Here is a 23,401-nt window from a genome sequence, read left to right as displayed (position 1 = left end):
TATTAGTACAGATCTTTAGGGACAGTTCTATATGCAAACAGAAGCTATTTTCGAGGATATCGCAGCGCGTATCTCTCTTGAGCTTGAACAAGCACAGAGCAGTATTTATATCGCTGTTGCTTGGTTCACCAATCAAAACTTATTTAATGTAATGCTCCAAAAGGCACAGCAAGGCATTACTGTCCAGCTGATGCTGTCAAACGATCCTATTAACCAGCAAAGTTATATTGATTACGGCCAATTAAATATCGGAGCGTCTGCTGCCTATCTTATTGGTGATGGTAAGCAAGACCTTATGCACAATAAGTTTTGTATCATTGATAGCGATACTGTAATCAATGGCTCTTATAACTGGAGTTATAAAGCTGAGAAAAACCACGAAAATATACTGATTACTAAAGGTGATGACGTTCTAGCAGACCAATTCATCAAACAGTTTAAGAAAATTCGTAATACTTATTTTGAGGATCAAGATGATACTCCAGAGCTACCGCTCGATAAAATCATCAAGCGTCTTGAAATCATAAAAAACTATGTGGTTTTAGAAGACATAGAGGACATCACTCGAGAAAGCAATAAACTAAAAATATATGCTTTTCAGCAAGACATCGCCGCTATCACACAGGCATTACAACAGCATAGGTTTGAGACCGCAATAACCCTTATCGAGCAGTTTATTAAGAACCATCATGCCCTAGTGATCTATAGCGACATTGATATTAGCGCTCTAAAGTTAGAAATTCGCCAGCTTGAGCATCAGCTCAATGCCTATGATAATGAAAAAATAGAGTTGGAACAGCTGTGCTCAGAGTTTCATCATCGTCATACACAAGAGCTTGGCAGTTACATCAAGCGATTATTGGAACTACGCAAACTATCTACCCAAGATAACCCTGAAGAGTACGCAGAAGCAGTACAAGATGAAGCAGACTATAATGAGCAGTTTAAAATTGAATCTGAAAAAAACATCTACCAATTAGATGACGACCAACGTTTGGAGATAAAAAAAGCTTATCGTCAAGCCAGTCAAATTTGTCACCCTGATCGTGTTAGCGAAGATATGAAAGTTGTCGCACAAGAGACCTTTATCAAACTAAATGAAGCTTATAAAAAGAATGATATCGCAGAAGTGAAAGAGGTACTATCTGAGCTGAAGCAAGGTATGTTCAAGCCTCGCTCCGAAACCGTCAGTGAATCCGATCAGCTCAAAGCCATCATCAAAACGCTCACATATAAGATAGAAAAACTCGAGAAAGAAATCTTTATAATTAAAGATAGTGAGGATTATCAGACTATCCATAGTATTGATGACTGGGACGCCTATTTTGATAATATAAAAGCGCAACTGATTGAAGAGATTGATTATCTCGAAACTAATACATATGCCGTTGATGACGATATACCATTCTGATGATGATAAGACGTTGTATCTATAGCTTCGTAGCTCATCGATTGCCAATATCAAATATAAGAGTAATTAGATTATGTCGCTCTGCCAAATACATAGAGAAATTGAGAGTAAGGTGATGGATTTTTCCGCCCATGTACCATTAGCAGGAGAAGAGTCCATCACTGATTACTTATTTTGGAAATGGTCTTTAGCTAACCGAAGCCAATCTCACTTTACTGCTAAGTCGTTTACTAAGTCTGAAGAAAATAAAACTACAGGCGCGGATTTTGAAATGGAAATATGGTTTGTAGGTGATAGTTATAGCCTACCATTATTAATACAAGCCAAAAAAATATCCAGTGAGCATAAGTCTTATCGTAGTGCTTTTAGTTATCCAAACGATACTAAACAACAAATTAACACTCTTCTAAGATATGCGAGTCAATATAAACGTGTTCCACTTTATATTTTATATAGCCAATCGGCACTATGCCCTTACTCTAAGACGCCAGATTGCGGTGTCTATATTGCTAGTGCTTTTGATATAGAAAGATTTGCGAACTTACCAAACAGAACAAGGCTATCTAAGTCAAAAATTTTAGAGAAATGTATTCACTTTCATCAGTTATTTTGTAGCTTGAAACAAGATAATGTAAATAACTCTGTTTCTATTCAGACGATCACAAATAGACTTGAGAAGTTGCTTTCAAAAAAAAGTGCGTTCAAGAGTAGTTTTACTGAACAAATTGAAAATAGCAAAACAGAAATACTGCCCGATTACGTGAGACTAATATCTGAGAGCACTCAACAGCAATTAGATAGCGATAGAGGGTTAAGACAGAATATTCAGAACATGATTAAAAACAACTGTTCAATAGAGCCAAGGAAAGTTGTCGTAGTTGATATTCGCTAGAAGCCATTGCTAGCTTTTAATATCTATTTTAAGTTATATTTTCTGTCTCTATTAATCTCACTGCTTCCTGTTATTATATTTCTAGTCATAAGAGGACGCTATATTAACAATAGATAACAATAATATTTTAGATCGGATTCTTCACTACATTAATTAGTTACTGAGCATATGCGTTATTTTTTTGTTGGTATAACCGTTGGTATAAGTAGAAATATTTTTTAATAAATACATTTAAATCAATAATTTAAGATTTAAATATGGTTGATACTGGGCCCACCAAATTCAAACCCTTACAGTCATTGACTTGTAAGGGTTTTTTATTGTCTAAAATTTATGCGAACGCATGGACTTAGTTGGTTTTTTGATACTATCTTGATACTTTGACCCTTATAGTAATTAAAGTATGATACTACTAACACTATGGTTATATACTGCTGCATGGGTGATATATGAAGGTTAAACTTACCAAAAAATTTATAGATTCAGTAGACTATACTGACCCCTGCCGTCAAATCCGTACACATAAACTTGGGAGATTTTAGTTACGCAGCCTGACGATAATAATCAAACCACACCTGTCTTGGTGATTTATAGCCCAAACCCTTTTGAATTCTAGTCTGATTGTAGTACAGCTCGATGTATCTAATAATATCGTTGATCGCTGCAAATCTAGTCTTATAATCCTGATGATATACCAGCTCGTTCTTTAAAGTGCCCCAGAAGCTTTCTATTGGAGCATTGTCGAAGCAATTGCCTTTGCCACTCATAGATCCTGTAAACTGATGCTGTTTAATGATCTTGTGGTAGGCATGGCTACAGTACTGACTGCCTCTGTCAGAATGAACGATTAGCCCTTTAGTAGGTCGTTTATTCTTAATCGCTATGTTGAGTGCACGGCATACTAAATCTGCGGTCATACGCTTGTTAATAGCGTAACTGACAAGCTCTTTGGTGTATAAGTCTTTAACACCTGCTAAGTACAGCCAACCCTCATGTGTCCAGATATAAGTAATATCGCTTACCCATGCTTGGTTAGGGCGATTGGCATCAAACTTCTGATCCAGTACGTTTGGATAGACCAGCTTGTCGTGATTAGAGTCAGTGGTGACTTTAAAGCGCTTATGACGACGACATTTAATGCCGTGTTCCTCTTTGATGCTTCTGACCATATATAGGCTTGCCAAAATACTCGGATAAGTAGCGCCAAGGACAGCCAACACGCATGCGATAAAGCACGCCTTCAACCGTTTGTCTAAGATTTCCTTTGTTATAGATATTAAGTTCTAGTAATATAGGTTTCAGTCTTGTCCAGTGTTCATCTTTGAGCATGGTGCGAGGCATAGCGAACGATATCTTTTTTGTGTGAGAACTTAAAGATTAACCGTTCGCTATTTTTTTTGCCATCAATTTATACCCAATGTTCAACACGCCCTAAATTACGATAATTTTTGTCTTCTAAACCATCTTTGCAGTTGTACACTGGTCGAATTTGTTAGCCCATTTAATAAAGCAACGAGCAAAATCAAAAAAACGCCTATATATTGAATACCTGATAACATTTGATGCAGGAGCAACACTGCCAAAAATATCGCGGTCAAAGGTTCAAAGATAGTAAATACTGACGCGCGTGTGGCTGGTAGTTTTTCTAATGCTTTCATATATAATGCAAAAGGTGCAATCGTACCTACCAAAGATAAGCCCAGTACATATATCCAGCTAATAACGGGAAGCTGTATCAGCTTATAATAAGTTGTATACGTGGTAGGAATGAACAATAATATAATGCCACTGAACAAAATTGACGTAAAAAAGACAAGTGGTGCAGAGTGTTTATGATGCATGGCGCGTTTACCAAGCACACCATATAAAGAGTAACAAACGCCAGAAAGCAGCCCAACGGCAATACCCAAATTCCCTTCAGTAGAGCCACCCATCGTAGTCATACCAACGCCAATCACTGCTACAACTGCTAACAATGCAGCTTTATAAGTAATTCGCTCATCTAATAATAGGTGCGAGAATATCAAGCTAAAGACTGGCGCCGTATAGAGTAATGCGACTGCTGTGCCTGCTCCCACATGAAGCACTGCAAATAAGTAGCAAACCGTCATACCCAGTACGCCAATTAGGGATTGTAGACCAAGCCCAAACCATTGACCGAGTGTTAGCCTACTTAATGGTTTCCAGATCTTAGGCAACATCGTTATAGCAATAATAGCTGCCGTTATGATACGCAATATCGTAATTTGCCAACTACTAAAACCTAATTGACTAAGATAAGTCGAAAATATACCAAGTGTGCCCCAACATATGGCCGCCATGACAATTTGTATGGTGCCAATCCATGGCTTGACATCAACCGCTATAGGTCTGGTTTTCAATACTTCCACGACTAGTCACCTCTATTATTGAACATAAAATGTTCGTAATATCATTGAGTAAATATAAAATTGGTACAAAATAACTGAGTGTTAATCAGCATTAGCTTATCTATACAACTCATACTTGCCAGCCTTACTGAATACGTAAACCGCTGAATTTATGACTATCAGTCAATAAACTCAGCGGTTAGTTTAGGCTCTGTTAAGTATTCATAAATATAAGTATCTATATCTAAGCGCTGACAGCTTCTTCTGATATGGCTTTGACTCTATTAGGAACCAATACACTAACGACCACGTAAGTGATGGCTGATGCAGCTGATCCGATAAGAGGTCCCTCTACCCAGCCGACAATACCTGATGTTAAGAGATAACTACTGCAAACAGCACCGACGATAATAGAGGCAATAGCAGCCATCGTTGAGCCTTTATAAAAGATAGTCACCAAAAGTACACCAGATAGAGCTGCCATTAAAGTACCGCTAGAGAATATGCCTAGATAGCTAAGCATCGCTTCAGGTAAGAAGAAAGTAGAAATGAAGGCGATAGCAGCCACAATAGCGACCCACAATCTATTCAGTTTCAATAGTTCAGCCTCAGTGCGAGGTTTATTGTCAAATATAGCCAAACGCAAATCATGTGAGGCAGCAGTTGATAAGGTATGCAAGATAGAGTTTGCCGTAGACTTCATAGCAAAAATAATAAACAAAGTGATCACACTACCTACCACACTTGGAATAGCATTGGCTAAATACCAAGGCATTGCTTCATCGGGATTGATCAGACCTGGGTTTTTGATACGAACATATAAGCCAACGATAGGCACCAAACTCAAAATACACCCTAGAATGGCCGTATAAAAGCCTGTTTTGGCAATACTAATATTAGATTTCATCGCCAAAAAACGTACTGACATATAAGGCAATGCAGTACTAAAGATAAGCGCATAGACAAATACTAGAAAAACAGAAGCTTTGGCATTACCATATGGGTTAGAACTCTCTGGATTGACCAGGTTTGGATCTATCGCATTCAGCTGCGTCATCATATCTGCTAAAGGAATGTCAGTGAACACCTGAACCACTATATAAATGGCAGCAGTGGCCATCCCAATCACCATAAAAGTATCAGTCCAAGCAACAGCGAGCAATCCGCCTGCCATGGTATAAATAGTAATAATCACCAATAAAAGCGCAGAAGCCAGAAGAGGTGAAATGCCGAGCCAGCTACTACCCAACATACCAAGCGCTCTAATCTGAGCCGTCAAAAATACGGTCAAAAATATAACCATGCCCAAAGACGTGATAATACGCAAAGTGCGAGCAGATATTGAATTTCGATCATTACAGTGCAAGTTGACAATAAATTCAGGAATGGTACTACTACCCATCTTCATGGCTCTATTACGCAAATAAACCGCAAAGAATAATACGGCGACGACCATGGCTGGTGCAAAAAAGAAATTACCTAAAAGCTCAATCGTCCCGTATTGGTATGCGGCACCAGGTGAACCCATAAAGCCCCAACCACTAAACCCAGTCGCCACGACAGTACCTGCTATAACAAAAGGCCCTAATGAGCGACCGGCTACTAAAAAACCACTTTCCTCATCTGCTGACATGACTTTTGACGCTTTACTAGCCAATACAATGAGAAGTGCAATTGCTGCTAACAATATCATCCAATTAATAAACATGTCGATTCCTCGTATCGTTTACTACATTACTTGTTATGACGCTCTACGAAGAAATAACTCACTGCCAGTAATAGCGTCAGTACATTAATGGTCAAAAACCAAAATAACGTCCAGCTGTTAAGAAACAGGTCCATAATGTTATTTCCTTAATAAGTAAAATATGAAAATAATTGCATTGTGCGAGGCGCATCATCATCTATGTTGGTGGGCTTAAAATAAGAAACTTATTCATGGTAGCCCACTCAATATAGACAGTATTTATTGATGACACTCCCCTACATTAACGACCGATAATATTATGCTCAGGGCCGTACTTAAAGCCTGTGATATTATCAGCGCCCGTCTCATTGATGACTAAAATGTCATGCTCTCGATAACCGCCAGCACCCGGCATGCCCTCTGGAATCATAATCATCGGCTCCATAGAGATGACCATACCTGGCTCAAGCACTGTTTCAATATCTTCACGTAGCTCAAGTCCTGCCTCGCGTCCATAATAATGGCTGAGCACACCAAAAGAATGTCCATAACCAAAGCTGCGTTTTCCTAATAAGTCATATTTTGCATAAATTTTATTCAGCTCATGTGCGATATCGCAGCAGCGCAAGCCAGGTTTTATAAGCTCAAGACCTGCTTCATGCACTTCACAATTTATCTGCCAGTAGCGTAGTGAATCTGCATCACATTTATCCAAGAACAATGTGCGTTCAAGCGCGGTATAGTAGCCTGCTATCATAGAAAAACAGTTAAGACTCAATATATCACCCGACTGGACACGACGATTGGTTACTGGATTGTGGGCACCATCCGTATTAATACCTGACTGAAACCATGTCCATGTATCCATGAGCTCTACTTGACCAAACTGCTCCCCAATAGCCTTCACCATCGCTTGTGTAGATGCCAAGGCAACTTCGTACTCGGGCACGCCATCATAAACAGCCTGTACCAATGCCGCCCCACCAATATCACAGACCTGAGCGCCCTTTGTTATTAGCGCTATCTCTTCAGAGGACTTAACCATTCTCATGGTCATACATGCTAGGCTAATATCAACAAACTCTACATTGGGTAAAATAGCTTTGAGCTTAGCAAAGCGATCCATTGGTAAATGATCAAACTCAATACCTACACGGCCGTGATGAGGAATTTGTTGAGCAACGGCTTTGAAATAGTTATCACGCTGCCAATCAGTGTAAACAATATTATTGTCGCCCACAGTACGCCGCCAAGGCTGTCCACCATCAATATTGGCAGAGATTGACACGACTTCTTTTGAAGTAACGACTAGTCCATAAGGTCGCCCAAAAGAGCAATATATAAAGTCAGAGTAGTAATTGATGTTATGTATCGAGGTGAAAAGCGCCGCCACAATGCCATGATTATCTAAATACTCACGAAGTTTCTCATGACGATTTGCATATTCTTGATGACTAAAAGTCGGTTGCACTTTTTGGCCGTTTTTAATTTCGATTAGACTTGGGAGATGCGGATTATCTAATGAGCCATCTAAAGAGGTTAGGTTTAATGAATTCATCGATTTTCGAGAAAAATCTGTAGAAGATAACGTGCTAGTAAGGTCTTTTAGTGCTGACATGGAACGTCTCCAAAGTAGGTAATAATTAACTGAGAACACGTTCGATAATAGAGGTAAAATTAATAAGGTATTTTTTCATAAGCGACATTTTATGTTTATAATCGGACATATAGACAAACAACTTAACATTAGCCAGAACTTTAGGTATGTTCTGAAGGCGACAAAAAATGACTCAGATAACGGAAAAGATGATAGACAAGCCTAGGCGTATTGGGTTTCTACTGATTAATGGCTTTACCATGCTCGCTTTCAGCAATATCATTGAGCCACTTCGCATGGCGAATTATGTGAGCGAGCAACTCTTATACTCGTGGGTGGTGGCAGGGTTCGATGACAATAAAACCAGTAGTAGTAACGGTATTAAGTTAAGTCATACTGCACCACTCGACTACTTATTAACCTGCGACTTGGTATTTGTATGCGGAGGACACCAAACAGATTACTTGGAATCTAGTAGGCTCATTACCTTAATTCAGCGATTGGCAGTACGGGATATTGCACTTGGCGGTTTGTGTACAGGAGCGCTAGCATTGGCTGCTGCGGGCTTACTCGAGCAGCAAGCAGCCTCATTGCATTGGGAGAACATCAGCGTAGCCCAAGAAAGCTATCCAGGTGTTATTTTTAATGACCAAATATTTACAATAGCACCGCAGCTATATTCTTGTTCAGGTGGAGCTTGCGCATTGGATATGACTTTACATATCATCAATAAGCATCATGGTCATCATATCGTTTCCAAGATACAAGACATGTTTATTATTACCTCTATACGTGAGCCTACTTACGTACAGCATATGCCCAAGCCAAAAATACTGAGCAGTAGCTATACCAATGTAATAGATGCTATTGCATTGATGAAAACCAATCTTGAAGAGCCTTTAAGCATTAAGGATATTGCCCATCATCTTGGATTATCAAGTAGACAATTACAGCGCATATTTAACAAAAATTTTAGTTGTTCACCGCAACAGTATTACGTGCGATTGCGCCTTGAACACGCCAAATATATTCTTAAACATACTACGCTGCCTATTAGCCAAATCGTACTAGCAAGCGGCTTTATCGATAACAGTGCATTCTCTAGCGCCTTCAAAAAAAACTATGGCATGACACCAAGCCATTACAGGCAAGAGAATCAGCTGATATAACCTATTTTTTATTGACGCAGTAACTAGGATGGCTTAACGGTATTCTTTGACTACCCTAAAGACATCAGAAAATCACTTTATGACTCTGTTTGATGATCGTATTAGTAAGCCTTTAATCTAAACGGCAGTTACATAAAATGTGGGATACTCTCATTACCCCTTATACGCCTTGATCTATAAGGGTTTTTTATTGCCGAATTACAATTAACTGAGCCTGTCAACAGCGCTTCTTTACCAACTTAAACCTTTTATTTTGATATTTAGACTTATCAAGACAGTAGAACCCTCTACCCTTCCAACACATTTATTCTGCCCAGTTTTAGCCCCTTAAAGAAACAATGGCTTTTATTCACAAGTATTAATAAACCATCGTGGTGCATAGGAACCTATAGGTCTATTTTGGTGCAAAAAAAGAAGGCTTCTTACTCAACAAAGAACCATAGTAGTGCACTTTTCTATATTTAAGGCTGGCATAGATATTGAAGTAATAAAAATAGTAAAACAGTCAAAGCCATTGATTGACTCACCTTGTTGCTATTTTATTATTTTTGGAGAAGTTTATGTCTTTATTGCCGACCCTTGCTACCGCTACCACACTGAACAGCGCCCCTCGTACCGACTTACGATTGACCTCACGCTTATCTATAGTGGCGCTTGCCGTTGTAGGTAGTTTGAGCCTTGCTGGCTGTCAAAAGCCAGCCGAGACGAGCTCGGAGACGACAGCTAGCGATACCACCACTCAAAGCGCAGCGGCGGCTAATGGCGATACTATTAAAGTCGGTATTTTGCACTCTTTATCAGGGACGATGGCAATCTCTGAGACCTCGCTAAAGGACACTGCGCTAATGACGATTGAGGAGATTAATGCCAACGGCGGGGTGCTCGGCAAGCAGTTAGAGCCTGTCGTCGTTGACCCTGCCTCTGACTGGCCGTTATTTGCTGAAAAAGCGCGCCAGCTCCTCACGCAAGATAAAGTAGATGTCATCTTTGGGGGCTGGACCTCAGTGTCGCGTAAGTCGGTATTGCCCGTTGTTGAAGAGCTCAACGGCTTGATGTTTTATCCCGTGCAGTACGAGGGTCAAGAGCAGTCCGAAAACATCTTTTATACTGGTGCTGCGCCCAATCAGCAAGCTATTCCTGCCGTTGAATACTTGATGAGTCCTGAAGGCGGTAGCGCTGAGCGCTTTGTATTATTAGGCACAGATTATGTCTATCCTCGTACCACCAACCAGATACTACGCGCTTTTTTACAATCTAAAGGCGTTGCCGATAGCGACATTATGGAAGAGTACACGCCATTTGGTTTTAGCAATTATCAAACCATCGTCTCTAATATCAAAAACTTTGCTACGGGCAAAAAGACGGCAGTGATATCAACCATCAACGGCGACTCCAACGTGCCTTTTTATCGCGAGCTTGGTAATCAAGGTATTGACGCCGCTGATATTCCAGTCATGGCATTCTCAGTTGGTGAAGAGGAGCTACGCGGTATCGATACTAGCGCGCTGCAAGGGCACTTAGCGGCATGGAACTACTTTATGTCGGTCAAAAACCCGACCAATAACGACTTTACCAAAAAGTACAAGCAGTATGCACTCGATAACAACTTACCCAATGCCGACAATGTCGTCACTAACGACCCTATGGAGGCCACCTACGTCGGTATCAATATGTGGAAGCAGGCGGTGGAGGACGCGGGTAGCACAGATGTGGACAAAGTCCGTATCAGTATGGGCGGTCAGACTTTTGCTGCTCCTTCAGGCTATACGCTAAAGATGGATGCAGAGAACCATCACTTGTGGAAACCGGTCATGATCGGTCAGATTCGCCCCGATGGTCAATTTGATGTGGTCTATAAGACACCCGAGGTTATCCAAGCTTCACCGTGGAGCCAATACATTCCTAAGTAAGGATTATCCTAAGCTTTACTTTCTTATTGGTATCAATATCAGCAAACCTTGATAGTCCCGCCAAGCTATAGGCTAGCTTGGCGGGGTTGGAGGAGTGTTGACTATAAAAAAGGATTCCACTATGTCGCCTTATCCCTCTTTTATATATGACGCGCAGGCTAGCGGCTTTAACAAGCCCTTTAGTGCTGTTAGTCTTAGTCTGAGCCTATCATTTGTGCTTCTTTGCTTAGCATTTATGCTCGCATTAACCCCGCTTCCCGCTTCGGCTGCCGACACCGCAGTAGATAGTCATTCCCCTGCCAATACAGTAGCGACCACCTCTAATCTTGCCAGCGATGATAAGAGTTTGCTTACGCAAAATGCGCAGTCTTTGACTACGCCTGCCGCGGTTACCAGTCCAATTAACAGTCAGGGCGATGCCATTGAGCAGTTTGTGGCTGCAGACTTTAGTCAGCGCCAAGCGATGCTGGGTCAGTGGCCAGGCTCCGCTGAGAGTCTCGATACGTTAGTTGAGCTGATTGATAATGATGAGCTGTATCAAGGCAACGGTGGGCAAACTTATTTGCTAAACGCTGATGACGAGCTGTTTACCTATCCTGATAGAGATCTGACGGACGAATGGCCAAGCGATCTGGCGCAAGTAACATTGACTAATGCCCTGCGCTCCGCACTGGTGTTTGGGCAAGCAAAAGTAAAGCTGGATTCAGACGATCCGGCGCAGCGCTTGCAAGCGGTGAGTATCCTTGCTGATAACATCGAACAAATAGACCCTGCAATAGTCAGCGCAGCAGCCGTGCGCGAAGATGACGCGGAGGTGAGCGCCGCGCTTAGTACCTTGCAGGCGAGGCTAGACTTTCGCGATGGCGACGTGGCTACCCAAATCGCCGCGCTTGACGTGCTCGCTGACAGCGATAGCCCGCAAGTGTTAATCGATGTCAAACAGGCGTTGGCAAACGACAATCTTGACCCTAATCTTAAGGCGGCGTTGCTGGCGGCTGAAGCAAGTATTGAGCAGCGCATCTTGATCAGCACGTGGACGGGGCATCTGTTCACCGGTCTTAGTACTGCCAGTATCTTACTACTAGCAGCGCTAGGGCTTGCGATTACCTTTGGGCTGCTTGGCGTCATCAACATGGCACATGGCGAGCTGATTATGATTGGCGCGTACGCCACTTATGTGGTGCAAAACCTATTTCAAGCCTATCTGCCTGAGATGGCAAGCTGGTACTTACTCGCCGCGATACCCAGTGCGTTTTTGGTCAGCGCTGTGATCGGTATGGTCATCGAGCGTATCGTGATCCGTCCGCTCTACGGGCGTGAGCTTGAGACCCTACTGGCGACGTTTGGTATCAGTTTAATTTTGATGCAGCTGATACGCATGGTGTTTGGCGCGCAAAACGTTGAGGTCAGCAATGTCTCATGGCTTAGCGGCGCGTATCAAGTGTCCGCAAGCCTTGCCCTTCCCTATAACCGCATCGCTATCATCGGCTTTACGGTCATTATTCTGCTGCTATTGGTGTATTTACTTAACAAAACGCGCTTTGGGCTATTTGTACGCGCGGTAACGCAAAATCGGCAGATGGCACGCGCGGTTGGTATCTCCTCTGCGCGCATCGATATGCTGGCCTTTGGGCTTGGCTCGGGGCTGGCAGGATTGGCAGGCTGCGCACTCGCGCAAGTCGGCAACGTCGGACCCAGCTTAGGTCAGACGTATATCATCGACGCGTTCTTAGTTGTCGTCGTCGGCGGTGTCGGTCAAGTATGGGGCGCAGTGCTCGCCTCTTTAGGTTTAGGCGTCAGTGGTACGGTGCTTGAGATTGGTATTGGCGCGGTGCTTGCCAAAATTGTATTACTGGTTCTTGTGATTCTGTTTATTCAGAAGCGGCCACAAGGTTTATTTGCACTAAAAGGCCGTTTTGTTGATTAAGGAGAAGGCTATGAGAATCCTCACATTATTATCTGATACCCCGCGCAGCGCTGTATTTATCGGCTTATGCTTTTTGATATTACTTATCGTACCGTGGCTGCATCTGCTGCCTATCACCTCTCCTTTTCACCTTTCCGCTTACTGGATTACCCTTATTGGTAAGATTATGGCGCTAGCGATGGTGGCGCTGGCCCTAGATTTAGTCTGGGGGTACGCGGGTATTTTGAGCTTAGGGCATGGGCTGTACTTTGCGCTTGGCGGTTATGCCTTTGGTATGTACCTCACGCGCGAGACCGCAGGCGACGGTATCCCTGATTTTATGCGCTTTTTGAGCTGGACTGAGCTGCCGTGGTATTGGGCAGGGACGCAGCACTTTTGGTGGGCGAGCGCTTTGGTGCTATTGGTGCCAGGTATCGTTGCCTTTATCTTTGGCTTCTTTGCTTTTCGCTCAAAAATAAAAGGCGTGTACTTCTCGATTATTACCCAAGCTATGACGTACGCGGCGGCCTTACTGTTCTTTCGTAATGAGACAGGCTTTGGTGGCAACAATGGTTTTACCGGTTTTACCACTCTTTTGGGCTACGACATTACTGCCGCCTCCACGCGCGCTACCTTGTGTTTTGTGACCGCACTGGCACTACTGCTATCTTATGCTGGCCTGCGTTATTTGATGGGTCAGCCTTACGGGCGCGTGCTTGGCGCTATTCGCGATAGTGAAAACCGCTTGCAGTACTTAGGGTATCGCACGCTTTGGTACAAGCTATCGGCATGGGTGCTATCAGCGGTTATCGCTGGTATCGCAGGGGCGCTGTACGTCCCGCAAGTGGGCATCATTAATCCTGGCGAGATGAACCCGATTAACTCCATTGAGATGGCCGTGTGGGTCGCTGCTGGTGGCCGCGGTAATCTTATCGGTGCCATCTTAGGCGCAGGCGTAGTCAATGCGCTCAAGACTTACTTTACCGTCGCCTATCCTGAGGTCTGGCTATTAATACTTGGCAGTCTGTTCGTCGTTGTCACCCTATTTTTACCAAACGGCATTATTGGTCTGCTTGGACGCTTTAAAAAGGAAAAATCTGATGCTCAATAATCATTTATCAACATCGCTTGTCTCTAAGCTGTCTAGCAATTTACCTGATAAAGCGCCTAAGAGGTCGCTCGCTATGACAGCTAAGGCGCTTGATGAATACGACTACGATGACGACCATAGCGACGGTTTGAGTCACCCTAAACCTCGCGGCGCAGACTTTAGCCACGGTATTGCGCTGTACCTTGAGGAAGTGAGCGTCTGGTTTGACTCATTTCGGGCGCTGAACAACTTGTCCTTGTACATCGAAGAAGGAGAGCTGCGCTGTATTATCGGTCCTAATGGCGCGGGCAAAACAACCTTGATGGATGTGATAACCGGTAAAACCCGTCCTACCGAAGGTAGCGTGTTCTTTGGGCAAACCTATAATCTGGCGACTATGTCAACAGAACAAATCGCAGAATCGGGTATCGGGCGCAAGTTTCAAAAACCGACGGTGTTTGAGAACTTTAGCGTGCTCGATAATTTACTGCTTGCCGCGCCCAAGGACAAACGCGTAATGGGCAGTTTGCGCCGTAAGCTTGATGCCGATACTCGAAACACACTTGAGGCGACCCTTGAGCAGATTCGCTTGACAGACAAAACCCGCCTGCCCGCAGGCCTCCTCTCGCATGGGCAAAAGCAGTGGTTGGAGATTGGTATGCTGCTGATGCAAAGTCCTAAGCTTATCTTGCTCGATGAGCCAGTCGCTGGTATGACGGACGCTGAAACCGAGCACACCGCTGAGCTATGTCTGCGCCTCAAACAAAATCATACCTTAATCGTCGTCGAGCACGATATGAGCTTTATTGATGCCATTAGTGAAAAGGTCACGGTACTTGCCCAAGGGGCTATTTTAGCTGAAGGTACTTTAGCTGAGGTGCAAGAAAATGAGGCGGTCATTGAGTCCTATCTTGGACGCTAACGGCTTGACTTTTACTGCTTAAAACCATTTAAACATAGGAGCCTCTATGCTAGACGTTAAGGCAATCAATCAGTACTACGGCGGCAGTCATATTTTGCGTGACGTGTCATTTACTGCGCCGGTTGGCGAGTGCAGTGTAATACTCGGGCGTAACGGCGTTGGCAAAACCACTTTACTTAAATGTCTGATGGGCATACTCCCAATCAAGTCAGGACAGGTTGTCCTCGATGGTACAGACATCAGTAAGCTCACTCCTGAGCAGCGCGTGCGCGCCGGACTCGCTTACGTGCCCCAAGGGCGCGATATATTCTCAACACTGACGGTAGAGGAAAATATTTTGATCGGTATGGCCAAGTTCTCCCACAGCAAAGCGGGGCGCGTTCCCAGACACTTATACGACATCTTTCCGGTACTCGATGAGATGAAGCACCGGCGCGGCGGCGATCTGTCAGGGGGTCAGCAGCAGCAGTTGGCAATCGCACGCGCACTGGCCTCAGAGCCGCGCGTGCTGATACTCGATGAGCCTACCGAAGGCATCCAGCCCTCAATTATCAAGGATATCGGACGGGTCATTAAGAATTTAGGCCATCAAGGGGATATGGCGATTGTACTGGTTGAGCAGTTCTATGAATTTGCAGAGGAGCTGGCGGATAACTACACCGTGCTCTCGCGCGGACAAGTGGTCGCTCAGGGCGCAGGAGAGGATATGGCAAACAACCGCATTCAAGAATTGGTAGCCATCTAAAAGCATACTTTTTCAAGAATGCTTTTAAAAGCGCTTTTTTAATAGCATACGTCTCAAAAGGAACATTTTATTTTGACTTGGCAATCTACGCTACATCTTTATTTTGACCATACAGCTGACGCGGCAAAAACTCGGCTGTATCACCGTGCCCATACTGGGGCACTGGTGGTACAACGCGCACTGTATCCTGAGCCTGATCACCAAGCAGGGATTTGTCATATCTATGTGTTATATCCTCCCGCTGGTATCGCGGATGATGACCGCTTAACACTGGAGTACAAGCTAGAGACCAATAGTCACGCGGTGATTACTACCCCAGGCGCGGGCAAATGGTACGGGCAACGACAGGCGCAGCGCCAAGCGCATTATGGCGAAGCACAAAAATGTAGCAAACCAATTCAGCCTGTAGACAGCAGTAGCAGCGCTTTGCTTGATAAGCGCTTATTAAGCGCTACGGTTGAGGCCGTACAACATATCAGCGCCTACCTCGATGACCACGCTATCCTTGAGTGGCTGCCCCAAGAGAGCATTTATTACGATCACTCTGTCTCTAACGCTACTAACCGCTTTTATTTAACCCAAACCGCCAGTTTGCTCACTTGGGATATCGCCGTGTTTGGTCGTCAAGCGTACCGAGAGACTTTTGCTCATGGTCACTATGCCAATCGTTTAGAGATATGGCGAGATAACGTGTTATTGGTCAAAGAGCATACCGCGCAGCAGGCCGATACCCGCTGGTTTACCTCAGCACTCGGGCTAAATAATCAGCATGTGCATGGCTCGTTTTGGGCCATACCCAGCATTGATACCATTGAAGCAGAGCTACAAAACAACCCATTAAAGCTGGGACAGTATTTAGATGAGACGATCAGCGAGATACGCATTCTTATCGATAAACAGTCCCTACCCATTTATTGTACGCACAACTATCAAGGCATCAATTGTCGCTACCTAGGGTCTGATGTACGAGCTTGTTTTGAAGCCTTTTACCAAGCCCGCGAGCTTATCAGGCGCAAATGGTATGCGCTTGAGCCGCATCGACCAAGAATTTGGGACACTTAGTTTTTAACTCTGACCTATTCTAAAGCGATAGCTTTTGACAATAGACTCTATTGATCAACAGCGATGTGACTAGGGCGTGTCCCTATTTTAAAAGTGATGATAAGTAAATAAACAAATAACATGACCACTCATTATTAAGGCTATTAAGGATAATCCGATGCAACTAACCCCTACCGAAAAAGACAAACTCATGCTATTTACCGCCGGTATGGTGGCTGAACGTCGTAAAGAGCGCGGCGTCAAACTCAACTATCCAGAAGCCATCGCCTATATCAGTATGCTGCTTATGGAAGGCGCCCGTGATGGCAAGACCGTAGCGCAGCTAATGAGTGAAGGCGCGACTTATCTCTCAACTGATGATGTCATGGACGGTATTGCTGAGATGATTCACGATGTACAAGTCGAAGCCACCTTCCCTGATGGCACCAAACTTGTGACCGTACACAATCCTATCGTCTAGTAAGACTTATAGAACAATGAAGGATGACAAAAATGAGCAAAAATAAAAAGATCAAAGCAGGCGAATATAAAATCAAAGCAGGAGATATTGCCCTAAATGCGGGTCGCTGCGTGCAAAGCGTAGAGGTCATCAATACAGGTGACCGTCCCATTCAGATCGGCTCGCATTATCACTTCTTTGAGGTCAACGAGGCATTAAGCTTTGATCGAGAACCCACGCTTGGCTACCGCCTCAACATCGTACCCGGGACTGCGGTACGCTTTGAGCCGGGGCAAGCGCGCGAAGTAGAGCTGGTTGCCATCGCAGGTCGTCAGCACATCTATGGTTTTGCAGGTAAAGTGATGGGAGCGGCCGATATCAAGAGCACGCCACACACCTCGAAAAAACGCGTGGATAGACGCATCCATGCCGAGCACTTTGGCCCGACCACAGGCGACAAAGTGCGCTTGGCCGATACCGACTTATGGCTTGAAGTGGAGTATGATTTGACCAGCCACATCGACCAGCGTCCTAATACGTGTAGCGTCAGTATCGGTGAGGAGGTGAAGTTTGGCGGCGGCAAGGTCATCCGTGATGGCATGGGCCAATCACAGCTGCTTGGTAGTCAAGTAGCCGACACCATTATCACCAATGCTCTGATTGTTGACTATACCGGTATTTATAAGGCCGACGTGGCTATCAAAGAGGGTCGCATTAGCGGTATTGGCAAAGCCGGCAACCCTGATATTCAGCCCAATGTGACTCTGCCGATTGGCGCAGCGACTGAGATTATCGCTGGAGAAGGCAAAATCCTAACTGCTGGTGGTATTGACAGTCACATTCACTTTATTGCTCCCCAGCAATGTGAAACGGCCTTGATGTCTGGAGTCACCACCATGCTTGGCGGCGGCACTGGGCCTGCCGAGGGCACTCTAGCCACCACTTGTACGCCAGGCGCTTATCATATTCAAAGTATGCTAAAAGCCAGCGATGCTATTCCTATGAATATCGGGCTGCTTGGTAAAGGTAACGTTAGCTTACCTGAGCCTATTATCGAACAAGTTGCAGCGGGGGCTATCGGTCTAAAACTGCATGAAGACTGGGGTTCAACACCTCAGGCTATTGATAATTGCTTGAGTGTGGCTGAAGAGTACGATGTGCAGGTCGCTATCCATACCGATACGTTAAATGAAAGTGGCTATTTGCATAGCACGTTAGCTGCTTTTAAAGAGCGCTGCATCCATACCTTTCACACCGAAGGCGCAGGCGGTGGTCATGCGCCAGATATCCTAAAGGCCATTGGTGAGCCTAATGTCTTGCCGTCATCAACCAATCCGACGCGTCCCTTTACGGTCAATACTATCGATGAACACCTCGACATGCTTATGGTCTGTCACCACTTAAGCCCAGCCATCGCCGAGGATGTGGCTTTTGCTGAGAGTCGTATCCGCCGCGAGACTATTGCTGCTGAGGACATTTTGCAAGATATGGGCGCCATCTCCATGATGAGCAGCGACTCGCAAGCGATGGGGCGCGTAGGAGAGGTTATTATTCGCACGTGGCAGACCGCTGATAAAATGAAAACACAGCGTGGTCACTTAGCACCTGACCAAACAGCCAAAACGGAGCAGTACTCAGAACATATCACCTTAAGTCATGCCGACTTTGATAGCGGTAATGATAACTTTCGTATCAAACGCTACCTCTCTAAATACACCATCAATCCCGCTATTACCCACGGCATTAGCGATGAGGTCGGCTCTATTGAAGTTGGCAAATGGGCGGATCTGATTTTATGGTCACCCGCGTTTTTTGGAGTAAAACCGGACAGCATTATCAAAGGCGGGTTGATAGCTGCCGCGCCTATGGGCGACCCTAACGCCTCCATTGCTACCCCGCAGCCTGTCCACTATCGCCCTATGTTTGGCAGCTTCCCTAAAACGGTAGCGCAAACTTGTATCACCTTTATGTCGCGCACTGCCTTAGAAAAAGGTGTTGATAAGCAGTTGGGACTAAATAAAGTCATTAAAGCAGTACACAACATTCGTCAAATGCGAAAACAAGATATGAAATTTAACAGCTACTGCCCGATTATGGAAGTCAATCCAGAGACTTATGAGGTGCATGCTGATGGGGAGCTGTTGACCTGTGAGCCTGCTGACTATTTACCAATGGCTCAGCGTTACTTTTTATTCTAAAGGGCTTTTATAGTAGTGCTAACTCAGCTCACTAGACATCAACCCCCTATTCCCCTATTTAAACGGACGATAAAGCAATTTATGAAAATATATACACAGCGTCTCGACCCAGCAGCGCTTAGCGCCAAACAGCAAGCCGTTATTGATGATCAAAAACAGGCACAACACTTTTTATATCTCGATTTCGATACCCGTCAGCGTAGCCGCTTTAAAGCGCAAACGCAGCAGCAACAAGCCGTCGGTATTGACCTACCGCGCACAGAAACCATCAAAAATGGCAGTGTGCTGGCTAATAATCAAGGCGAATTGATACAGGTGATGGCCGCTAAGCAAGCGTTAATCAAAGTCACCGCTGATAACAGCTTCGATCTTATGAGGGGCGCTTATCACCTAGGTAACCGTCACGTGCCTTTAATGATTACCCCTGACGCCCTGTACTTTGAGCCTGACCACGTGTTAGAGGCAATGCTGGGACAGCTTGGCCTACATACTCAAGCGGTACAAGCAGCGTTTGAGCCAGAAACGGGAGCCTATAAAGGTGAGCACGGGGGACACGCTCACGGTCATGCGCATAGCCATACTGATAGCCATGGACACAGTCACGCTCATCACAGCCATGCTTATGCATATGCTCATACTCACAGCGCTCAAAGCGATAACGGACATTCGCATAGTGATGGCAACGCTTATGACTAATCACGATACGCCCTTGGCGCAATCGAGCGCAAACGCGGTAGACGCAATAACTGCGCTAAACTCTATAGATATAGACGTCACCGGACGTTTGCTTATGCTGGCGTCAAGTAACCTGCCGATCGGTAGTTACACCTATTCACAAGGTATAGAGCCGGCTATTGAGTCCGGGCTTATTTGTGACGAGGCCAGTAGCTTGGAGTTTATGAGCGACTATCTAGCACTGGCATTATGTCGTTACGAGCTACCGCTATTGGCGCTTATGATGGCAGCGCTTATGAGTGATGATAACGCCCTTGCTGATGCTTTAGGTGCCGATTACCACGCCAGCCGTGAAAGCAAAGAGTTTGTCTATGAGTCGAGCCAACTGGCACTGTCTTTATCGGCTTGGCTTGGTGATGTGCTTGAGCTTGACGTGCCTGATCGTCTGCTTGCTCATGGGTTTTTACCCTTATTTGCGCATATCAGCTCGTATTGGCAACTTGAGCCTGCGCAAGCTATGACTACCTATGCTTTTGGGCAAATTGAGAACATGGTGCTGGCGGCGGTCAAGACTGTACCACTTGGACAAATGGCAGGCCAGCGTATCATTTGGCAGTTGCAGCAGTTATTAAGTGAGCGCATACCGCCCTTAGCAGCTAGCGTTCAGCAAAGCTTTTTGCAGGTGCAAAAACTATCGTTAGCGGCTAACAGCCTAGAGGAGACTAGCATCTTAAAGCTAAACCTGCTTTATCAAGAGCTGCATATGTCAGCTAACTTGCCGAATTTAGCGATACTGTCATGTCAGCATGAAAGACAATATAGCCGCTTGTTTCGCTCTTGAGTGCTAACCCACACTATTTTACTTAACCGCTATTTTCACTTAAACACTATTTATTTGTACCAAACTTTTAATTACTCACGACTTTATTGAGGATATTTATTTATGGCACTTACACCCAAAGCCGACCATACCCATTCAGAGACTGGCCTATCTCCTCTACGATTAGGTATTGGCGGTCCCGTTGGCTCAGGAAAAACCGCACTCACGCTAAGATTGTGTCAACGCTTGCGTGATCACGTCAATATGGCAGTGGTGACCAACGACATTTATACCAAAGAAGACTCTGAATTCTTAACGCGTCACGAGGCCATGCCAGCCGAGCGTATTCGCGGTGTCGAAACGGGCGGCTGTCCGCATACTGCTATCCGTGAGGATGCCTCCATCAATTTATCTGCCATCGCTGAACTACAACACCAATTTGCAGGGCTTGAGCTTATTATTATCGAATCTGGCGGCGATAATTTGGCGGCGACCTTTAGTCCTGAATTATCTGATTTAACCCTATATGTCATCGACGTCTCAGCAGGCGATAAAATCCCTCGTAAAGGCGGACCTGGCATTATGAAATCTGACTTACTTATTATCAATAAAACCGACCTTGCCCCCTTAGTAGGCGCCTCACTTGAGGTGATGGCGCGCGATGCCAAAAAGATGCGCGGCGATAAGCCCGTGGTCTTTAGTAACATGAAAACCGGCGAAGGTCTCGATGATATCGTTACCTTTATACTAGATAAAGGCATGATTAGCGCGGCATAAGGTGCTGCGTATAAATAGATATTCTACAAACCCCTGACTTTAGTCAATCAATATTAAAAGTGGTACAAGACAGACGAGTGCAAGTACTACAGTAGTAGGCTAAACGAGTCTAACGCTGTAACACTTTAATAGTGGTTCGACTCTATATCGACTTATTAAACCATTAAGGACACATCATGAGCACACAAGCTTCAAAAACCATGACTAAAAATAAGACAGCTAAAAATCTAATCGATAAGGCGGCAATGACTCGCACTCTAGCACTGTCATCTTTGTTAACGGGACTGCCAACACTAGTATTTGCTCACCCTGGGCATGGGGTGATGACAGCTGATGGAGCCTTTGGCAACTCAGTACTGTCAGGTATCATGCACCCTTTGACGGGGCTGGATCATCTTGTACTAGCGCTCGGTATGGGCATGCTCTTGACGCAAATGCACAGCTTTAAAAAAGGCTTTGTCTCGTTAAGCTTAGGTTTAGTGGCAGGTTTTGCCCTAAGCTTAAATATGAGCTTAAACAGTACGTTTATTGAGTCCGGCATTGTACTGTCTATCGTCTTACTCACCATGGCACTGATGAGCCGCTACTTTAACCGTGAATTCAATCAAAGCAATGAAGCGTCGGTAAAAACGTGGCATAACTTAGCCATCGCAGGCTTTGGTGCACTCGCTATGCTCCATGGGGCCGCGCACGCTATTGAAGTGCCCGCTAACAGTAGCACAACAGGCTTTTTCATCGGTATGATTATTGCCATGCTTGGTCTGTATACTGTGGGTAGAGGCGTTGTCACTTACCTAAATACTCACTTGCAAGACAGCCTGATGATCCAGCGTGTACTGGCGGTGGTTGGTCTATGCGGCGTGTTGTTTATTTAGTCTTATAAGACATTAGCAGTTTTGTTAAACGCTTTGCTAAGTATAGACGATCATCTTTGCCAACTATCAATCAAAATAGAAAAGCGTTTAACTCTATACTTCTCGGAATACACGCAGGTAATGCTAGCTAAAAAAATTTTTAGGTTTCCAGTATAGTTGAATCACTATAAAACCGATACAGTGCTGCTGGGATGCTTGCTTTTAAAATATGGGTTGCGCAGCCTCTGGCTGCAACGACACAGAACGCAAGTAAAATTTATACCAGTAGCACTGGTAATATTAGCGTATCGATTCTATTTCAAATTGACTATATAAGCCTGTGACCATGCCTGTTAAGCAGCTTTTGAACGCACTTATGAAAGGTCGCATTATCCATAACGATCACACATTTTTTCTTAAGCTTTGGTATCAGCGTGAACTTGCACCAGTGATAGAAAACCTCTTTATCGATGTTGGTCTTTAAGCAATCGAGTGTAAACAGCATTTTGCCAAAGAGCGTACCAATGACGTTGGTTCGCTCTTTGGCTTGCCAGTTGTAACTGCCAATGCAGGGGCTACCAATGGGTGCATAACCACAAGGACGCATCGTTTCACTTTCAAAGCCACTCTCATCCATGTAGACAATAGCAAAGCCTTGAGCGATGTAGTGGTTAAGTTTTTTTAGGTAGTGAGCCCTCTTTAGTGGACAAGCTTTGGGATGCTCAAGTGTCTTTTTTTTGCTAACACCAATACGCTTTAAGGCTTTGCTGATGCCTGTTGGGCTACAATTAAAACGCTGTGCTCGCTCATAGTGATAATCGTCAGGGTGGTCTTTAGTTGTTTATAGTGGTAATCGTTTAGTTGATTTATTTTATAAT

At 44.5% G+C, this 23,401-nt stretch carries 19 protein-coding genes and 2 pseudogenes; 15 read left to right on the top strand and 6 right to left on the bottom strand.

Features of this window, described 5'->3' with window-relative positions:
* Positions 1-31 precede the first annotated feature (31 nt).
* Both C6W44_RS10095 and C6W44_RS10090 read left to right on the top strand, forming a co-directional pair.
* A complete protein-coding gene (locus tag C6W44_RS10095) occupies positions 32-1,411 on the top strand; it encodes a phospholipase D-like domain-containing protein (RefSeq protein WP_105245337.1) in 1,380 nt (459 codons plus the stop codon).
* Between the two features lie 115 nt (positions 1,412-1,526).
* Positions 1,527-2,303 carry a DUF6615 family protein gene (locus C6W44_RS10090; protein ID WP_158676713.1) on the top strand — a complete coding sequence of 259 codons (777 nt, stop codon included), beginning with the start codon at positions 1,527-1,529 and terminating at the stop codon, positions 2,301-2,303.
* Positions 2,304-2,845: 542 nt separating this feature from the next.
* Here C6W44_RS10090 and C6W44_RS10085 read toward each other — a convergent pair.
* From C6W44_RS10085 to C6W44_RS10065, 5 genes and pseudogenes are all read right to left on the bottom strand, one after another.
* Positions 2,846-3,481, bottom strand: a pseudogene (locus C6W44_RS10085) (IS3 family transposase); the annotation flags it as partial.
* A pseudogene (locus C6W44_RS10080) lies at positions 3,477-3,644 on the bottom strand (transposase); the annotation flags it as partial. The pseudogenes C6W44_RS10085 and C6W44_RS10080, both read right to left, overlap by 5 nt.
* A gap of 95 nt (positions 3,645-3,739) precedes the next feature.
* Complete coding sequence (locus tag C6W44_RS10075) at positions 3,740-4,693, bottom strand: DMT family transporter (protein WP_227526419.1); 954 nt, start codon at positions 4,691-4,693, stop codon at positions 3,740-3,742.
* Positions 4,694-4,916: 223 nt separating this feature from the next.
* Entirely contained in the window at positions 4,917-6,380 is a 1,464-nt protein-coding gene (locus C6W44_RS10070) for a sodium:solute symporter family protein (RefSeq protein WP_105245333.1), read from the bottom strand.
* Positions 6,381-6,660: 280 nt separating this feature from the next.
* A complete protein-coding gene (locus C6W44_RS10065) occupies positions 6,661-7,917 on the bottom strand; it encodes a M24 family metallopeptidase (RefSeq protein ID WP_105246628.1) in 1,257 nt (418 codons plus the stop codon).
* A gap of 227 nt (positions 7,918-8,144) precedes the next feature.
* On the opposite strand from C6W44_RS10065, the gene C6W44_RS10060 reads away from it, so the two are divergent.
* From C6W44_RS10060 to C6W44_RS10000, 13 genes are all read left to right on the top strand, one after another.
* Positions 8,145-9,125 (top strand): GlxA family transcriptional regulator, encoded by a 981-nt coding sequence (locus tag C6W44_RS10060; protein WP_105245331.1) that lies wholly within the window; start codon positions 8,145-8,147, stop codon positions 9,123-9,125.
* Positions 9,126-9,685: 560 nt separating this feature from the next.
* A complete protein-coding gene (urtA, locus tag C6W44_RS10055; RefSeq protein ID WP_105245328.1) occupies positions 9,686-11,035 on the top strand; it encodes an urea ABC transporter substrate-binding protein in 1,350 nt (449 codons plus the stop codon).
* A gap of 121 nt (positions 11,036-11,156) precedes the next feature.
* Positions 11,157-12,962 carry an urea ABC transporter permease subunit UrtB gene (urtB, locus tag C6W44_RS10050; protein ID WP_105245326.1) on the top strand — a complete coding sequence of 602 codons (1,806 nt, stop codon included), beginning with the start codon at positions 11,157-11,159 and terminating at the stop codon, positions 12,960-12,962.
* Positions 12,963-12,972: 10 nt separating this feature from the next.
* Positions 12,973-14,052 (top strand): urea ABC transporter permease subunit UrtC, encoded by a 1,080-nt coding sequence (gene urtC, locus C6W44_RS10045; RefSeq protein WP_105245324.1) that lies wholly within the window; start codon positions 12,973-12,975, stop codon positions 14,050-14,052.
* Between the two features lie 73 nt (positions 14,053-14,125).
* A complete protein-coding gene (gene urtD / locus C6W44_RS10040; RefSeq protein WP_199774518.1) occupies positions 14,126-14,953 on the top strand; it encodes an urea ABC transporter ATP-binding protein UrtD in 828 nt (275 codons plus the stop codon).
* Between the two features lie 46 nt (positions 14,954-14,999).
* Entirely contained in the window at positions 15,000-15,698 is a 699-nt protein-coding gene (gene urtE, locus C6W44_RS10035) for an urea ABC transporter ATP-binding subunit UrtE (RefSeq protein ID WP_105245320.1), read from the top strand.
* 72 nt (positions 15,699-15,770) lie between these two features.
* Positions 15,771-16,760, top strand: a complete 990-nt coding sequence (locus C6W44_RS10030; protein WP_105245318.1) for an urease accessory protein UreD — start codon at positions 15,771-15,773, stop codon at positions 16,758-16,760.
* Positions 16,761-16,917: 157 nt separating this feature from the next.
* Positions 16,918-17,220: an urease subunit gamma gene (gene ureA / locus C6W44_RS10025; protein ID WP_025643648.1), complete on the top strand. Its 303-nt coding sequence runs from the start codon at positions 16,918-16,920 to the stop codon at positions 17,218-17,220.
* Between the two features lie 32 nt (positions 17,221-17,252).
* Entirely contained in the window at positions 17,253-19,397 is a 2,145-nt protein-coding gene (gene ureC / locus C6W44_RS10020; RefSeq protein WP_105245316.1) for an urease subunit alpha, read from the top strand.
* An 81-nt stretch (positions 19,398-19,478) separates the two neighbouring features.
* Positions 19,479-20,093, top strand: a complete 615-nt coding sequence (gene ureE, locus C6W44_RS10015; RefSeq protein WP_025643652.1) for an urease accessory protein UreE — start codon at positions 19,479-19,481, stop codon at positions 20,091-20,093.
* Entirely contained in the window at positions 20,086-20,913 is an 828-nt protein-coding gene (locus C6W44_RS10010) for an urease accessory protein UreF (protein ID WP_105245314.1), read from the top strand. Before ureE ends, C6W44_RS10010 begins: the two co-directional genes overlap by 8 nt.
* A gap of 102 nt (positions 20,914-21,015) precedes the next feature.
* Positions 21,016-21,669 (top strand): urease accessory protein UreG, encoded by a 654-nt coding sequence (ureG, locus tag C6W44_RS10005; protein WP_105245312.1) that lies wholly within the window; start codon positions 21,016-21,018, stop codon positions 21,667-21,669.
* 176 nt (positions 21,670-21,845) lie between these two features.
* On the top strand, positions 21,846-22,544 hold the full coding sequence (locus C6W44_RS10000; RefSeq protein WP_105245310.1) for a HupE/UreJ family protein: 699 nt from the start codon (positions 21,846-21,848) through the stop codon (positions 22,542-22,544).
* Positions 22,545-22,851: 307 nt separating this feature from the next.
* On the opposite strand, the gene C6W44_RS13735 is transcribed toward C6W44_RS10000, so the two are convergent.
* Positions 22,852-23,160 carry a transposase gene (locus tag C6W44_RS13735; protein WP_105245307.1) on the bottom strand — a complete coding sequence of 103 codons (309 nt, stop codon included), beginning with the start codon at positions 23,158-23,160 and terminating at the stop codon, positions 22,852-22,854.
* Positions 23,161-23,401 lie beyond the last annotated feature (241 nt).

It is taken from the genome of Psychrobacter sp. Marseille-P5312 (genome assembly GCF_900291405.1).
Lineage (GTDB): Bacteria > Pseudomonadota > Gammaproteobacteria > Pseudomonadales > Moraxellaceae > Psychrobacter > Psychrobacter celer.
This window is presented reverse-complemented; position numbering and strand designations above follow the sequence as displayed.

Coding starts and splice junctions, on each gene's coding strand:
- C6W44_RS10070 (WP_105245333.1), bottom strand. CDS start 6,380: ATGTTTATTAATTGGATGATATTGTTAGCAGCAATTGCACTTCTCATT.
- C6W44_RS10010 (WP_105245314.1), top strand. CDS start 20,086: ATGACTAATCACGATACGCCCTTGGCGCAATCGAGCGCAAACGCGGTA.
- urtD (WP_199774518.1), top strand. CDS start 14,126: ATGACAGCTAAGGCGCTTGATGAATACGACTACGATGACGACCATAGC.
- C6W44_RS13735 (WP_105245307.1), bottom strand. CDS start 23,160: ATGGATGAGAGTGGCTTTGAAAGTGAAACGATGCGTCCTTGTGGTTAT.
- urtB (WP_105245326.1), top strand. CDS start 11,157: ATGTCGCCTTATCCCTCTTTTATATATGACGCGCAGGCTAGCGGCTTT.
- C6W44_RS10090 (WP_158676713.1), top strand. CDS start 1,527: ATGGATTTTTCCGCCCATGTACCATTAGCAGGAGAAGAGTCCATCACT.
- ureG (WP_105245312.1), top strand. CDS start 21,016: ATGGCACTTACACCCAAAGCCGACCATACCCATTCAGAGACTGGCCTA.
- urtC (WP_105245324.1), top strand. CDS start 12,973: ATGAGAATCCTCACATTATTATCTGATACCCCGCGCAGCGCTGTATTT.
- ureA (WP_025643648.1), top strand. CDS start 16,918: ATGCAACTAACCCCTACCGAAAAAGACAAACTCATGCTATTTACCGCC.
- ureC (WP_105245316.1), top strand. CDS start 17,253: ATGAGCAAAAATAAAAAGATCAAAGCAGGCGAATATAAAATCAAAGCA.
- C6W44_RS10095 (WP_105245337.1), top strand. CDS start 32: ATGCAAACAGAAGCTATTTTCGAGGATATCGCAGCGCGTATCTCTCTT.
- urtA (WP_105245328.1), top strand. CDS start 9,686: ATGTCTTTATTGCCGACCCTTGCTACCGCTACCACACTGAACAGCGCC.
- C6W44_RS10060 (WP_105245331.1), top strand. CDS start 8,145: ATGACTCAGATAACGGAAAAGATGATAGACAAGCCTAGGCGTATTGGG.
- C6W44_RS10065 (WP_105246628.1), bottom strand. CDS start 7,917: ATGAATTCATTAAACCTAACCTCTTTAGATGGCTCATTAGATAATCCG.
- ureE (WP_025643652.1), top strand. CDS start 19,479: ATGAAAATATATACACAGCGTCTCGACCCAGCAGCGCTTAGCGCCAAA.
- urtE (WP_105245320.1), top strand. CDS start 15,000: ATGCTAGACGTTAAGGCAATCAATCAGTACTACGGCGGCAGTCATATT.
- C6W44_RS10000 (WP_105245310.1), top strand. CDS start 21,846: ATGAGCACACAAGCTTCAAAAACCATGACTAAAAATAAGACAGCTAAA.